Source organism: Senimuribacter intestinalis, from assembly GCF_943192965.1.
In the GTDB taxonomy this organism is placed as follows: Bacteria; Bacillota; Clostridia; order Peptostreptococcales; family Anaerovoracaceae; genus Senimuribacter; species Senimuribacter intestinalis.
This window is the reverse complement of the sequence record NZ_CALPCF010000009.1, coordinates 16,705-32,090: the sequence shown is the minus strand read 5'-3', so window position 1 is coordinate 32,090 and position 15,386 is coordinate 16,705. Positions and strand designations below refer to the sequence as shown.

The following is a 15,386-nucleotide window of genomic DNA, read 5'->3' as shown; positions in this document are numbered from 1 at the left end:
GTTTTTGTTCTTTTTACGCATTTTTATATATTTTTTTGGATAATTTCGCGTTTGCCTGTTGACAAGCAAATATCAAACCAATAGAATGAAAGCATAACAAAAAGATAGAAAGGAAAAGGCGTCGTTTTTGCCGAACAAGGCATTGATGCGAGGTGTACAACAAACATGCTGGAAAAAGAGTATTATGACAAAACCGATGAGATTATAGCGTCCCATGGGCGAACCCAAAAGGACCTAATTCCAATTATACAGGAGATACAAGAAGAGTATCGCTACCTTCCGCCGGAGCTACTCAGTTATGTTGCAGGTAAGCTGAACATACCGGAGTCCCAGGCCTACAGTGTAGCGACTTTTTATGAGAACTTCTCATTTGAGCCAAAGGGCAAATATTTGATTAAAGTCTGTGACGGAACTGCCTGTCATGTGCGCAAGTCCATTCCAATTCTGGAAGCGCTGTACAGTGAGCTAGGGCTTTTTAAGGGAAAGCAGACTACAGAAGACATGCTGTTTACCTTGGAAACCGTATCCTGCCTGGGAGCATGTGGTCTTGCACCGGTATTAACGGTCAATGATAAGGTGTATCCGGCAATGACGCCGGAAAAGGCGATTGATTTAGTTCGCGAATTGAGAGGAGTGTAACATGAATAAAATTACAGACAGACAGTCTCTCGCTAAAGTTCGTGAGGCTTCGAAGAAAGAAATAGAAAGCAATAAGTGCAGAATTTTAATCTGTGCGGGCACCGGCTGTATCGCAGGAGGTTCTGCAGAGATTTACGATAAGATGTGTGAGCTGGTTGCACAGAATCCAGATGTGGAGGTAGTATTTGAACCGGAGGTTGTTCATGGTGATGGAGACGTTGTAGTTCGCAAGAGCGGCTGTCACGGTTTCTGCGAAATGGGTCCTCTGATGAAAATTGAGCCACAGGATATCCTTTACACTAAGGTGAAGCTTGCTGACTGCGAAGAGATTTTCCACAGAACCATCGAAAGAGGGGAACTGATTACCAGACTGGTGTTCCAGCAGGATGGTAAGGAATGTCCAAAGCAGGATGAAATCCATTTCTACGAAAAGCAGCACAGAAGCGTACTGAAAAACTGCGGTTCTATCGATGCGGAACACATTCAGGAATATATCGCCATTGGCGGCTACACGGCTTTGGAGAAGGCTTTATTTGAAATGAGTCCGCAGCAGGTCATCGATGAAGTGCTTGCAGCAGGTCTTCGCGGCAGAGGCGGTGCAGGTTTCCCGACGGGTAAAAAGTGGACCCAGGTTGCTAGACAGGAAGAAAAGAAACGCTATGTTGTCTGCAACGGTGACGAAGGCGATCCGGGCGCATTTATGGACAGAAGTATCATGGAAGGCGACCCGCACAAGATGATCGAAGGTATGGCGCTGGCAGCTTACGCTGTAGGCTCTGATGAAGGTTATATCTACGTTCGTGCAGAATATCCGCTGGCAATCAGCCGTCTGAAAAATGCTATCGCGCAGGCGGAAGAAGCAGGACTTCTGGGCGACAATATTATGGGCACAGATTTCAGCTTTAAGTTACATATCAACAGAGGTGCCGGCGCTTTTGTATGTGGTGAAGGAAGTGCTTTGACCTCCTCCATCGAAGGAAACCGCGGTATGCCGAGAGTAAAACCTCCTAGAACAGTAGAACAGGGGCTCTTTGACAAGCCGACTGTTTTGAACAACGTAGAAACCTATGCCAACGTGCCGATGATTATCGCAGACGGCGCTGAGGCTTTTGCAAGCATTGGAACAGAAAATAACTCCGGAACAAAGGCGTTCGCCCTGACCGGAAGCGTAAAACATACAGGGCTGATTGAGGTGCCGATGGGAACCACTTTGCGCGAAGTTATCTTTGATATCGGCGGCGGCATTAAGGACGATAAAAAGTTTAAGGCGGTACAGATTGGCGGTCCGTCCGGCGGTTGTTTGACGGAAGAACATCTGGACATGAAGCTGGACTTTGACTCCCTGAAGAAAATCGGCGCGATGATCGGTTCCGGCGGTATGGTAGTCATGGATGAAAATACCTGTATGGTAGAGGTATCCCGTTTCTTCATGAACTTTACCCAGAACGAAAGCTGCGGTAAGTGCGTTCCATGTCGTGAAGGCACCAAGCGTATGCTGGAAATCTTAGAGAGAATCGTTGGCGGCAAGGGAACACTGGAAGATCTCGACATGCTGGAAGAACTGGCGGAAACTATTACGGATACAGCACTTTGCGGTCTTGGAAAGTGCGCGGCACAGCCTGTTATGAGTACGCTGAAATTCTTCCGTGAAGAATATGAGCAGCACGTGCTGGAAAAGAAATGTATTTCCAGAAACTGTACTGCGCTGCAGAAATTTATTATTGACCCTGATAAGTGCAAGGGCTGCAGCAAGTGTGCAAGAAACTGCCCGGCAGGTGCGATTTCCGGTCAGATTAGAAAAGCATATCATATTGACACTGAGACTTGTATCAAGTGCGGCGCATGTCTGTCTGACTGTGCGTTTGATGCAATTCATATCGAGTGGTAGGAGGAAGAAAAATCATGGGATTTATGACAATCAACAATAGAAAAGTAGAATTTACAGATGAAAAAAATGTCCTGACGGTCATTCGTAACGCAGGCATTGACATCCCTACTTTCTGTTATCACTCCGAGCTTTCTACCCACGGCGCCTGTCGTCTGTGTGTAGTGGAGGATGACAAGGGAAAAGTCTTTGCTTCTTGTTCCGAAAGACCCAGAGATGGCATGAAAATTTTTACACATACCCGTAAAATTCAGCACCACAGAAAGATGGTCATCGAGCTGTTGCTTGCTGCTCACTGCAGAGACTGCACAACCTGTGCTGCAAACGGTGTCTGCGATCTGCAGAATCTGGCAAACCGTCTGGGCGTAACTGACATTCGTTTTGAGAATTATAGAGAGCAGTATCCGATGGATACCACATCTCCTTGTGTTGTGCGGGATGCAAATAAGTGTATTCTCTGCGGTGACTGCGTGCGTATGTGCCACGAAGTAGAGGGAGTCGGTGTTCTGGGTTTCACAAACAGAGGCTCCAACATGCTGATGACAACACCGTTTATGCGAGATTTAAACGAAACCAATTGTGTTGGCTGCGGACAGTGCCGCGTGGTTTGTCCGACCGGCGCAATCACCATTAAGTCTGATACAGAACCAGTTTGGCAGTTATTGGAGGACAAGAATGTACGCGTTGTTGCACAGATTGCGCCGGCAGTTCGTGTGGCAGTTGGTGAAGCTTTTGGCATGGAAAAAGGCGTCAATGCGCTGGGACATCTGGCAGCTGCAATGCGTTATATCGGCTTTGAAGAGGTTTACGATACAGACTTCGGTGCTGACCTGACGGTCATCGAAGAAGCAGGCGAGTTTGTAGAGCGACTGAAATCCGGCGAAAATCTGCCGTTGTTCACTTCTTGCTGTCCGGCATGGGTGAAGTTCTGTGAGGACAAATATCCGCAGTTTGCAAAACATATTTCTACCTGTCGCTCTCCGCAGCAGATGTTTGGGGCGCTGATTAAGGAAGAGGCAAGAATGAAGAAGGCGGAGGATTCCAGAAGAACTGTTGTGGTTTCTATCATGCCTTGTACTGCGAAGAAAGGTGAAATTATCCGTCCGGAACATTTCACCGATGGCGAACAGAATGTGGATTACGTTCTGACTACAACCGAGATTGCCAGCATGATTAAATCCACTGGTATCAACATGGCTGAAATCACACCGGAAGCTCTCGATATGCCGTTTGGAATGTCCTCCGGTGCAGGTGCAATCTTCGGAAACACAGGAGGCGTAACAGAAGCGGTGCTTCGTTATCTGACAAAGAGCAGCAGACCGGAAGAACTGGATGAAATCAAGTTCTCTGGCGTTCGCGGCAATGACGCTATTAAGGAAGCGACGGTGAGCCTTGATGGCAAGGATGTAAGAATTGCTATCATAAACGGTCTTGGCAATGCAAGCAAGATTCTTGATGAGATGGAAGCAGGTAATGTGAAATATGACTTCATTGAGGTTATGACTTGTCCTGGCGGCTGTGTAAACGGCGGCGGTCAGCCGGTTTCCAACGGTCAGGAAACTACCAACAGTGCGGCAAGACAGGCGGGACTTTATCGTTTTGACAGCCGTTCCCAGATTAAGTCATCAGATCAGAACCCGGTGGCGCTGAGCCTATATGATGGTATCTTGAAAGGAAGAGAGCATAAGCTTTTGCATAACGAGAAATAAAATGTAGAACGCTATGAAAAATGCCGGGGCGGCTGAAAAGATTTCAGCCGTTTCGGCATTTTTACGCGGCCTTTGGAGACAAAAGTGTGAAGGTGGCCAGCGCAAGCAGCATAAAACGAGTTTTTGTCTGTAATCGCAACAGAGTGCGCCGAAATTTTCGGTGCACTCCGCGATAAGACCTATTTATTTTTTAACGGTAATAGATTTTCGATTGCTGTAAGGTCCTGTTATTTTTTTGCCATCGATTATCTTATACGCGCGCACTTTATAGTAATATTTTTTTCCAGGGGCTTTTTTGGTATCTGTATAGCTAGTTTTGGAACTACTCTTGATGGTGGCTATTTTTTTGTAGCCACTGGATGGGCTGGTAGATCTGTAAATTTCATAGCCGCTGGCAGTCACGTCCTTCTTCCAGCGAATGGTCACTTTCTTTGCGGAAGAAGAGATGCTGCTGATTTTAGATTTTAAGACGCCAGTGGTTCCTGTTACCGTTTTGGAAGGAGTTCCATGGTGCAAAAATCCGACATACTTTGCAGCGGGTACTACATAGTAATAGTATGTTCTGTTAGGAAGACCTTCGTCAATCCAGTATGTGGAGACTTCCTCTCCAGGAAAAAATTCATTCACAGTTCCCATTTCGTAATATTTACCTTTTAAGCTCTTTGCGCGGTAAACGATATAATCGGATGCGCCCTCAACAGGATCCCAAGATAGAAGTACTTCTGTAGAACTTAAAGTTTTCGTTTTTACGACGGGCTTTTTCATATTCAGGTATAGACCGCCGCCGGTGACCCACTCTGTGTAGAATTCTCCTTCTTCCCAGTCGTCCCTGTAGCAGGCGCGGACTCTGAATTCGTAATACCCTCTTTTGGTAACTGGAAAGTCAAATCCGTAAGCATCCATTTCTGCCCATCCGTCTTCATCATCGCCATATTCGTCTTCAACCTCAACTGGGACCCAGTACTGATATTCTTCGTCATCACTGGCAATTTTTTTAAGAAATACAAACTCATCGCTTTCAGGATATTTGACAGAAACCTCGTAGTGGAGTACATCGTACTCGTTGAATCCGTGCTTAGGTACCCAATAAACAAATAACTGTCCTTTTTCTTCGGTTGCGTCAATAAATTCGATTTCGTAATCGTCGCCACCTAATTCATCATCATCGTAATCGTAATCGTAGGCAGGACTAAAATCAGCATAAGATAGGAGCATATTACCTGGAATGCATGCAACAATCAGTGCAAGTGAAAGAAAAATTACAAAGATTTTCTTTTTCATCATGTTGATTCCTCCATATTTATAATAATTAATCGTCTTTTTAATTGTATTATATCATGTGGCTACTTGAGTGACAATCCCTTTTCATTTATTGAGTATTTTCTATAAAAAACAGTGGGGGCTTTACAGATGTGATTGGCTGGAATATAATAATAAGTAATAAGACACAACGAAAGAAAGGAAGAATGAAATGAAACGAGCCATTGTGATTGTATTATCTTTGATGATGCTGCTTTGCAGTTTCCCTGCGGGTATTTTTGCAGAAGATGCAGGGGATGAGACACAGTCCCCTGGACAGGAAGAAGTGCAGAAAATCGATATATCTAGGAATTCATTCATAGACCTAGAAACAAATTCAGGTACGGATTATTTTTGGTATACCGGAAAAGAGATTATACCGGTTACAAAGGTGTGGGTGTCAAATCGCAAATTAACGGAAGATGTGGATTACACACTGGAGTTTAAAAATAATATGATGCCCGGTACAATGGAGATTATTGTCAAAGGGATTAATGGCTACTGTGGAGAATTGCGGAGAGAAATAGAAATTCGTCGAAGATACATTAGTGATTGTAAGATTGCAATTCCGGAAATCACAGAAAAAGGTCAAAAACCGCAGGTTACTGTTACTTTGCAAGGAGAGCCTTTGAAAGAGGGGATAGATTACATCATCAGGAAGTACAAAGATTATGGGACTTACGGCTATGTTGAAGTTGAAGGGATTGGAAACTTTTGCGCAATACGGGAGTATAGATATGAGATACGCATTGATATTGCAAAAGCTGAAGTACAAATGGAACCTAAAGTAGCCTATGATGGTAAACGGAAAGAGGTGAAACCAGTTGTAACTTATCAGGGAAAGACACTAAATAGACTGGTTGATTATGGCTTGCGATATTATAATAATACTGAAGTTGGCATGGCCAGAGTGGATATTATTGGCTGTGGTGAATATCACGGCACGATTACCAAATACTTTGAAATTACCCCGAAAGAACAGGAAATTACAGTAAAAGAAAATACCTTTGATTTGTTCCCGAAAAGTGATCCGGTGCAAATAAAGGCGAAGGCTTCGGGAGATGGTACAGGCTTTTCTTATACGTCGGATAATCCTGCTGTAGCGACAGTAGACGCCGACGGAGTGATTCGGGCAAAGGCGCCGGGGACTGCCATTATTACTGTAAAGACAGTCGGCTCGAAAACTTTTGGTGAGGTATCTACGACTGTAACTGTCAATGTGGGGCAGAGCAGTACGGAGTTCTTTCTTGTTATTGCAGAAAGAAAAGGAATGGGGGCATTTATCAGTAAACTCCCCGATGAGAAAATTGTAAAAGCAACAGTTACGGTAGGCGGCGAAACATACCCGTGTAAAATTATTGATGATGAAATTACTGTTGCGCTGGATGCCCCTTATCCGCAGCAAAAGTTGGGCGAAAAGATAATTATCACGGCGGAAGATGATTCCGGAAAGGTAATTACAACAGAAGGAACTGTTGAAAATGCAGAAGTTTATATTAAGGTCAATAATATCTACGATAAAACGAGTACGATTGTCGGCGAAGCAGCGCTGGGCGCAACGGTAAAGACAGTGTTAGATGGCAAAACCTACAAAACTGTTGCTGATAAACGAAGCGGTGAGTTTGAACTAAAAATTCCAAAACAAAAATTTGGAAAGAAGATTAAAATTACTGTAACCAATGATTATGGAAGCAGTACGAGTATCACAAAGACGGTGAAAAAAAGAAAGTCTGCCAATCTTGAGATTTATAAATATGTATATAAATCATCAAAATATGCGTATGTGGAGTGTTCAAATGTTTCTGCAGGCGATATGATAAAAATAAAGATTGGTGGAAAGACATATAAGAAAAAGATCAAGCAATCGAAGAAATTGCTGAAGACTAAGGTATATATCGGCACCCATGCTGCTGGCACAAAAATAAGTGCATCGTTATATAATTCGCGCGGGCAGAAATTGGATTCTTATAGCGATATGGTGTATTTTGGGAATAAATTATATGTCGGCATGACCAGTAAGCAGGCGCTCTTGACAACTTGGGGGAAGCCTGTCAGCAAAGCGACTTACTACGGCATTAAAGAGTGGGTTTACAGAAGTGGAAATCAAGTGGTGTACGTATATATCTCAGGTGGAAAAGTAATAGACTTGATACAATTTGTTTATTGAACATAGGCAGCAGTTTTGTAGAGAATTGATGCAGCACGCCGAACGGCAGGTTCGGCGTGCTGCGTTTTTTGTTATGATAAAACCCATAAAATTCGTTGCACATATATTTGGATTTTGTGGTAAATTCACAAATCTTACTTTAATGTCATAAAATCTTTTATTTTTTATCTGACGAAAAGTTGACAAATCAGAAAATTTGTTATAAAATGAAAACGATGGTAAAGGTTAAAAAATTAACCAATTCGGGTTAAAAATTTAACGGGTGGTTGCCATCTTATGGAATTATATCTATATCTATATCTATCATTTTCGAAGGAGAAAAACATGTGTAACTGCAAAGAAATGACTGCAAAGTTTGCGCAGCTTGACGAAATCATCGAAAAGCATAAAGATGAGCGAGGCGCGCTGATTCCAATCCTCCATGAGGCGCAGGAGGTCTTTGGCTATCTGCCGTATGAGGTGCAGGAACGGATTGCTGATGGGCTGGGCGTTTCCATGGCGAAGGTTTACGGCGTCGTAACATTTTATTCCCAATTTTCCCTGAAAAAGAAGGGAAAGTACAAAATTAATGTCTGTATGGGAACGGCGTGTTACGTAAAAGGTGCTGGAGACATTTTGGGAAAATTCCTGGAACGGCTTTCCATTGATGTTGGAGAATGTACGCCGGACGGTAAATTCTCCCTGGATTCCTGCCGGTGTATTGGCGCTTGCGGTCTGGCGCCTGTCGTCACCATCAACGATGAGGTTTACGGAAGACTGACCCCGGAACAGGTAGACGAAATCATGAATCAGTATGAGTTTATGGAATAACGGGAGGAAACGATGGTTAAGACAATCAAAGATATCCAGAAGATTAAAGAAGAAACCCTGCAGTCTTTTGGCAATAGAATCGGAAACGATGACGACAGAATTTATATTATGACCTGTTGCGGTACTGGTTGTACCTCATCGGGAGCAATTAAAAATAGAGAAAAGCTGAATGAACTGATGGACAGAGACGGGCTGCATGATCGTGTGCATATCGTGCAGACGGGATGTTTTGGTCTTTGTGCGGAGGGTCCGATTTTGATGGTTTATCCGGAAAACGTCATGTACACCAATGTTACACCGGATGATATTAACGAAATCTGGGAGGCTCACATCAGAAACGGCAGAGTAGTAAAACGTTTACAGTCTGAGAATGAGCTGGATTTTTTCTCCAAGCAGATGCGTATTTCTCTGAGAAACTGCGGCAGAATCGATCCAGAAAACATCGACGAATATATCGCTTACGGCGGATATGAAGCGTTGGCAAAGGTGCTGGCAGAGATGGAGCCGGAAGACGTCATCAAGACGATGAAAGACGCAGGACTGCGCGGCAGAGGCGGCGGCGGTTTTCCGACTGGCGTCAAGTGGCAGTTTGCTGCTGACCAGCAAGAAAAAGAAAAGTATGTGGTATGTAACGCTGACGAGGGCGACCCGGGCGCGTTTATGGACAGATCTGTTCTGGAAGGCGATCCTCATGCCGTCATTGAAGCAATGGCAATTGCAGGATATGCCATCGGCGCGTCTCAGGGCTATGTATATGTTCGTGCGGAATATCCAATTGCAGTACAGAGACTGGCCCTTGCCATCGAGCAGGCGAGAGAATATGGTCTTTTAGGAGATAATGTACTGGGTCTGAAATTTAAATTCGATTTAGATATCAGATTGGGTGCTGGCGCTTTTGTATGCGGTGAAGAAACTGCGCTTTTGACTTCCATCGAAGGAAACCGCGGCGAACCAAGACTGAAACCGCCATTCCCGGCAGTAGAAGGTCTCTTTGCAAAGCCGACCATTATCAATAACGTGGAAACGCTTTCTAATATTCCGCAGATTATCATCAAAGGCGCAGATTGGTTTGCCGGCATCGGTACGGAGAAATCCCACGGCACCAAAGTCTTTGCCCTTGGCGGAAAGATCAACAATACAGGACTTGTAGAAGTCCCGATGGGTACGACGCTGCGTGAAATCATTTACGAAATCGGCGGCGGCATTCCAAACGGAAAGAAATTTAAGGCAGTGCAGACCGGTGGACCTTCCGGTGGCTGTATTCCGGCAGAATTCCTTGATAGCCCAATCGACTATGACTCTCTGATCGAGCTGCAGTCCATGATGGGTTCCGGCGGTATGATCGTCATGGACGAGGATACCTGTATGGTGGATATCGCAAAATTCTATCTGGAATTTACCGTAGACGAATCCTGCGGAAAATGTCCTCCATGCCGGATCGGTACGAAGAGAATGCTGGAAATTCTGACGAAGATTACCGATGGAAAAGGTACGTTGGAAGATCTGGACGAACTGGAATATCTGGCGAAAAACATCAAGAAGGGTGCACTTTGCGGTCTGGGTCAGACGGCGCCGAACCCGGTACTGTCTACGCTGAAATATTTCCGCGACGAGTATGAAGCCCACGTGGTAGACAAAAAATGTCCGGCTGGCGTATGCGTATCGATGCTGCGGTTCGTGGTGCATGATGAACTTTGTAAGCATTGTGGTCTTTGCGCGAGAAATTGTCCTGCGCAGTGTATTTCTGGCAGCAAGACAACACCTTACGTCATCGACAATGAAAAATGTCTCAAATGCGGCGTCTGCATGGAAAAATGTCCGTTTAAGGCTATCATGAAGAACGCATAAACTGGAGGGCGAAGTGATGAAGAATAAGAAAAGAGTACAATTAACCATAGATGGCATGGATGTCAATGTGCCAGAGGATTACACGATATTACAGGCGGCAAAACAGGTCAACATCAAAATTCCTACCTTGTGTTTTTTGAAGGACGTCTGCGAAATCGGTTGTTGCCGTATGTGCCTTGTCGAAGTGGAAGGTGCAAAGAACTGGCAGGCTTCCTGCGTGCAGAAGGTTGCGGAGGGTATGGTGGTAAAAACCCATACGCCGGACATTCTCAACTTTAGAAAAAAGAATTTGGAGTTGATTCTGTCCAATCATCCTGCTATGTGCCAGAGCTGCAATAGAGGTTCTACGGGATGCGAACTGAAAACGCTGGCCAATACGATGGATACAGAGTTTGCCAATTATGCAAAGAATCAGGAAGTGGTGACGGCCAATCAGGTTATGGATATCGACAACGGTATTTCCATCATGCGTGACCCGAATCGGTGTATTTTATGTAGAAGATGTATCAGTGTCTGCCACAATGTACAGACGGTTGGCGCAATTGATGTCATCAACAGAGGTTTCGGCACGGTTGTTAGCACAACATTCAATCGTCCGATTGACGAATCTAAATGTGTCAACTGTGGACAGTGCATTAACGTTTGCCCAACCGGTGCGCTGCAGGAGCATTCCAGCCTTGACGAACTTTGGGAGATTATGAAAGATTCGACAAAGCATGTCGTGGTTCAGACTGCGCCAGCTGTTAGAGCGGCTCTCGGTGAAGAATTTGATATGCCGCTGGGCATAGATGTAACAGGAAAGATGGTAACTGCACTGCGCATGATCGGGTTTGATAAAGTGTTTGATACGGATACTGGCGCTGACCTTACGATTATGGAAGAAGGCACCGAACTTCTCAATCGTCTGCAGAACGGCGGAAAACTGCCATTGATTACTTCTTGCTCACCGGGCTGGATTAAGTTCTGCGAGCATTTCTTCCCGGATATGTTGGATAACCTTTCTTCGTGCAAATCTCCGCACGAAATGCTTGGTGCGATGATCAAATCTTATTATGCGGAGAAGGCTGGTATTGATCCTGCTAATATTGCAGTTGTTTCTATTATGCCTTGTACGGCGAAGAAATTTGAGGCACAGCGAGAAGAACTTGCAGCAACAGGCTATCCTGATGTAGATTTGGTGCTGACTACCAGAGAACTTGCCAAGGCAATTCAGGCATTTGGTATCGACTTTCCGGCGCTTCCTGACGGCGATTTTGACAATCCGCTGGGCGTTTCCACCGGTGCTGCTACAATCTTTGGGGCAACCGGCGGCGTAATGGAAGCTGCTCTGCGTACAGTAGCAGATATCATTACAGGGGAAAGTTCTGACTCAATCGACTATATGGATGTGCGTGGAAAAGAGAAAGGCATTAAAGAAGTGGAACTGCAGATTGGCGATATAACCATCAAAGCAGCGGCGGCTCACGGTCTTGGCAATGCAAGAGCGCTGATGGAGCGGATTCGTGCTGGAGAACATTTTGACTTTGTGGAAGTGATGGCTTGTCCTGGTGGATGTGTCAATGGAGGCGGTCAGCCTCAGCAGCCGTCTTCTGTTCGCAACTGGATGGATTTAGGCGCGGAGAGAGCAAAAGCGCTGTACAAGAGCGATCACGAAAGCTTCGTAAGAAAGTCTCACAAGAATCCTGTCATCAAGGAACTGTATAAGACTTATCTGGAGAAGCCGGGCAGTGAGAAGGCACACCACCTGCTCCACACCCATTACCATGCTAGATAATAATTCTAATAAACATTCTCCTAAACGCCCCGACTTGTAAGGTTGGGGCGTTCTCCTTACAAGCGGAGGGTGGGGATTGTGATGCAGTGCAGAGATATGCCTGCGCGCCACTTTTGAGGAATTATTTTTGAATTCTTGCGCGGGTGTCTGCAAAAACGCCATCCTTGGTTTAATTTTTGAGGATTCCTGCGGAAAGAGCAGGAAGTTGTGCCTTTTCTAGGGAGTTTTGCGCCGAAAAACATTGAAAAGGGCTTCAAGGTGGCGCTTGGCGCCGCTATGCTAAAAATTAATGCGGGAAAGTGGCGTTTTTTATTGGGCGAACGCAAGAATTGCAAAAAAATCGGGTGAAAGTGGCGAACGCCAACTCCGTGGCGAACTATTCTTGCACGTTGTTTGCGCTAGCCGAACTATGGTATGCTTTGCACCTTCTTACTTTCCGGTAAAAGTGCAAAAGAAAACCCCTCGCCAACAGAATGGCAAGGGGAAGTTTTTGCAAAAAACTTATTTTCTCTTGAAATCTTTCGGAGTTACGCAAGTACCAGTAGCTCTTGCAACTACGATTGGTTCTTCTAAGAAATCAGCAGCGGAAGCGTTGATGTCTTTTCTGGAAACGATAACTTTTCTAGCTTCGAAAGTCATCTTTCTGGAAGTGTTTCCGATTTTAGTGATTTCGCCGTAAGCTTCGATGTAGTCTCCAGCGTAAGTAGGAGCTAAGAATTCTACGTTGTCGTAAGCGCAGAACAGACCTTCATCTCCGTCCAGCTTGATTAACAGTTCAGTAGCAACATCGCCGAACAGGTGAACCATATGTGCGCCGTCAACCAGCTCTCCACCGTAGTGAGCATCTTTAGCGGACATTCTGACTCTGATTAATGATGTGATTTTCTCTTCCATTTTAATTCTCCTTATCATGTAAAAAAGTTACTTTTATTATATAACCAAAAAGATTATCTGTAAATAATAATTGCAAATTATGTGCCAATGGGTTATTATTGAAATTACAAAGGAAATGAACCGAAATGGGTTCGCATGAAAAAGGAGTGAATCGAAAATGACCCATAATTATGGAACCAATCGTGTATTGGAGCCACAGCATGTTTTGCCGACTTCGGCATGGCGACTTGACAACGGACGTAAGCTGTCGCCGGCAGAAATTAGGGTGGATATTAAGCGAATTCATATAGAGGGAACCAGCTTTAAACAAATTTGTCTGGAAGCCAATGACAACGACCAGCGAATCAAGCAGAAAATAATGGACATTGTAATCAGACGTGGCAAGCTGCACAATCCAGTGACGGATACAGGCGGACTGGTGTATGGTACAGTGTCAGAAATTGGACCTGAATACGACAACAAAAAAAATTTTGTGCCCGGGGAAGAGGTTGTCTGCAATGCATCTTTGGCATCGGTGCCAATCTATATAGATAAAATTCTGTCTATAGATAAAGCTTTTGGGCAAATAGAGGTAGAAGGCTACGCTATTTTATATGATGAAGTACCGCTGGTTCGAAGACCTGTAGGGATTCCGATTAACCTGCTGCTTTTTGCATTTAATGAGTCGGGAACCCTTTACAGAATCAGTAATACGGCGGTTGGCAAACGAAAATTTCTTATCGTAGGAAACAATCTTTTGTCTAATTTGCTCTTTGGCTATGCGGTACGTAAAGTGGCGCGCGAAGATGCAGAGGTTGTGTGTTTACTGGACAAAAAAACCGACGCAGTGCTGTGTGGAAAGTCCATTGACGATTTGATTGCAAAAGTATTTACTAAAGTTCATTATGTGGATATTTTAAAGCCGATGGAGTGTCTTTCCGGTCTGCAGGCGGATTCGCTATTTGATTTATCTATTAACTGTGCGGACATTCCGGGAGCGGAAACAATCAATATTCTTGCTACAAAAAGCGGTGGAACTGTTGTATTTGCGAACCTGATTAACAATTATAATATCGCCCTTTATATCACGGAATCTATCTCCAGACAGCTGGATATCAGATGTGCTGACGGCTATTTGGAGGCCTATGATGAATTCGATATAGAAATTGTCAAGGATATGGTGCCGTATATCGAAAAGGCTGAAACTACGGACAGAAGTGTGGACGACGACCCATCCTATCCGATTAACAGGCAGACACGTCTAATGGAGGTCTCCGGGATGAGACAGACTTTGCTGGAGGATTTTGTATGTGAAAGCAGAGCCATGGCAAGCGTTTTGGACGAGATTCTGACCGTTTCAAAATACGACTGTAACGTGCTGATTACAGGAGATACCGGCGTTGGTAAAGAAAAAGTTGCCAATATCATTCACAAAAACAGTAACCGGAAGATGCAGCCCTTTATCAAAGTGAACTGCGCATCAATTTCCCCAACCCTGATAGAATCTGAATTCTTTGGATACGAGAAAGGGGCCTTTACTGGCGCTAACGCTGCGGGGAAAAAAGGCTATTTTGAGCTTGCGGATAATGGGGATATTTTTCTGGATGAGATCGGCGAACTGCAGGCGGACATGCAGGCAAAGCTGCTTCGTGTCATTCAGGATGGTGAGTTTTTCAGGGTCGGTGGCACTACGCCAATTAAGACCAATGTGAGAATTCTGTCGGCGACCAACCGGGATCTTGAGGATATGATAGAAGAACAGCGCTTTCGTCGTGACCTTTACTACAGGCTTAACGTAGTGCGCCTTAAAGTGCCAAATCTGAGGGAACGTTCCGGAGACATTCCGGCTTTGGTGAACCATTTTCTAAAAAAATACAGTGATAAATTTGAGATTCAGAGAAAAATTGACGAGGATGCTGTGGAGTATCTGAAACAGTGTGAGTGGCCGGGTAATATCAGGGAACTGGAAAACATGGTGCAGAGGCTGATGATTTCGGCAAAAGGAGAGCAGATTACCCTTCTTGATGTCATGCGAGAACTTCACGCGGAGGTCTTTGAAACCAGCAGCTTGGACTTTGCCTCTATGCAGGAGGAGAATGGAAAGGTGATGGATTTGGAGAAGATGGTAGACAACTTTGAAAAAAACATTATCAAGCATGCCTGTGAAAAGTACGGGTCGACCAGAAAAGTTGCTAAAGCTATTGGAATTAGCCAGACACAGCTGGTGCGCAAGAAGAAAAAGTATGAACTTTAAATGAGTCCTCGCTACGAGTGAACACAAAACGGTTCGCATAAAAAACTTATGAACACAAAACGGTTCGAAAAATAGAAAAACTAAACAGGAAAAACTGCAAACCCATTGGTAACAGTGGGTTTTTAGTT

The 15,386-nt window shown here is 44.6% G+C and carries 10 protein-coding genes; 8 read left to right on the top strand and 2 right to left on the bottom strand.

What is annotated here, in order from left to right; translation table 11 throughout:
* Positions 1-165 precede the first annotated feature (165 nt).
* From NFR88_RS09085 to NFR88_RS09075, 3 genes are read left to right on the top strand one after another with little or no spacing between them, the layout of a single operon-like run.
* Complete coding sequence (locus tag NFR88_RS09085; RefSeq protein ID WP_160202128.1) at positions 166-639, top strand: complex I 24 kDa subunit family protein; 474 nt, start codon at positions 166-168, stop codon at positions 637-639.
* A 1-nt stretch (position 640) separates the two neighbouring features.
* Positions 641-2,527 (top strand): NADH-quinone oxidoreductase subunit NuoF, encoded by a 1,887-nt coding sequence (gene nuoF / locus NFR88_RS09080; protein ID WP_251615331.1) that lies wholly within the window; start codon positions 641-643, stop codon positions 2,525-2,527.
* 14 nt (positions 2,528-2,541) lie between these two features.
* Entirely contained in the window at positions 2,542-4,233 is a 1,692-nt protein-coding gene (locus NFR88_RS09075; RefSeq protein ID WP_251615327.1) for a [FeFe] hydrogenase, group A, read from the top strand.
* Between the two features lie 183 nt (positions 4,234-4,416).
* On the opposite strand, the gene NFR88_RS09070 is transcribed toward NFR88_RS09075, so the two are convergent.
* Entirely contained in the window at positions 4,417-5,517 is a 1,101-nt protein-coding gene (locus NFR88_RS09070; RefSeq protein ID WP_251615324.1) for a fibronectin type III domain-containing protein, read from the bottom strand.
* A gap of 187 nt (positions 5,518-5,704) precedes the next feature.
* Between NFR88_RS09070 and NFR88_RS09065 the strand changes: the two genes are divergently transcribed.
* The 4 genes from NFR88_RS09065 (at position 5,705) to NFR88_RS09050 (ending at position 12,131) form a co-directional block, all read left to right on the top strand.
* Positions 5,705-7,699, top strand: coding sequence for an Ig-like domain-containing protein (locus NFR88_RS09065; RefSeq protein ID WP_251615321.1), 1,995 nt, complete (start codon positions 5,705-5,707; stop codon positions 7,697-7,699).
* Positions 7,700-8,023: 324 nt separating this feature from the next.
* On the top strand, positions 8,024-8,509 hold the full coding sequence (locus NFR88_RS09060; protein WP_160202133.1) for an NADH-quinone oxidoreductase subunit NuoE family protein: 486 nt from the start codon (positions 8,024-8,026) through the stop codon (positions 8,507-8,509).
* Positions 8,510-8,521: 12 nt separating this feature from the next.
* The gene (gene nuoF, locus NFR88_RS09055) at positions 8,522-10,357 is read left to right on the top strand and encodes an NADH-quinone oxidoreductase subunit NuoF (protein WP_371874462.1); all 1,836 of its coding nucleotides are present in this window, start codon (positions 8,522-8,524) and stop codon (positions 10,355-10,357) included.
* A gap of 16 nt (positions 10,358-10,373) precedes the next feature.
* Entirely contained in the window at positions 10,374-12,131 is a 1,758-nt protein-coding gene (locus NFR88_RS09050) for an NADH-dependent [FeFe] hydrogenase, group A6 (RefSeq protein WP_251615318.1), read from the top strand.
* Positions 12,132-12,632: 501 nt separating this feature from the next.
* Here NFR88_RS09050 and kal read toward each other — a convergent pair.
* Entirely contained in the window at positions 12,633-13,025 is a 393-nt protein-coding gene (gene kal, locus NFR88_RS09045; RefSeq protein WP_160202136.1) for a 3-aminobutyryl-CoA ammonia lyase, read from the bottom strand.
* Between the two features lie 157 nt (positions 13,026-13,182).
* On the opposite strand from kal, the gene NFR88_RS09040 reads away from it, so the two are divergent.
* Positions 13,183-15,258: a sigma-54 interaction domain-containing protein gene (locus NFR88_RS09040; protein ID WP_251615315.1), complete on the top strand. Its 2,076-nt coding sequence runs from the start codon at positions 13,183-13,185 to the stop codon at positions 15,256-15,258.
* Positions 15,259-15,386 lie beyond the last annotated feature (128 nt).

Excerpts from the sequence above, each read along its gene's own strand:
- NFR88_RS09070 (WP_251615324.1), bottom strand. The coding sequence starts at position 5,517 with ATGATGAAAAAGAAAATCTTTGTAATTTTTCTTTCACTTGCACTGATT.
- NFR88_RS09050 (WP_251615318.1), top strand. The coding sequence starts at position 10,374 with ATGAAGAATAAGAAAAGAGTACAATTAACCATAGATGGCATGGATGTC.
- NFR88_RS09060 (WP_160202133.1), top strand. The coding sequence starts at position 8,024 with ATGTGTAACTGCAAAGAAATGACTGCAAAGTTTGCGCAGCTTGACGAA.
- NFR88_RS09085 (WP_160202128.1), top strand. The coding sequence starts at position 166 with ATGCTGGAAAAAGAGTATTATGACAAAACCGATGAGATTATAGCGTCC.
- nuoF (WP_371874462.1), top strand. The coding sequence starts at position 8,522 with ATGGTTAAGACAATCAAAGATATCCAGAAGATTAAAGAAGAAACCCTG.
- NFR88_RS09065 (WP_251615321.1), top strand. The coding sequence starts at position 5,705 with ATGAAACGAGCCATTGTGATTGTATTATCTTTGATGATGCTGCTTTGC.
- kal (WP_160202136.1), bottom strand. The coding sequence starts at position 13,025 with ATGGAAGAGAAAATCACATCATTAATCAGAGTCAGAATGTCCGCTAAA.
- NFR88_RS09040 (WP_251615315.1), top strand. The coding sequence starts at position 13,183 with ATGACCCATAATTATGGAACCAATCGTGTATTGGAGCCACAGCATGTT.
- nuoF (WP_251615331.1), top strand. The coding sequence starts at position 641 with ATGAATAAAATTACAGACAGACAGTCTCTCGCTAAAGTTCGTGAGGCT.
- NFR88_RS09075 (WP_251615327.1), top strand. The coding sequence starts at position 2,542 with ATGGGATTTATGACAATCAACAATAGAAAAGTAGAATTTACAGATGAA.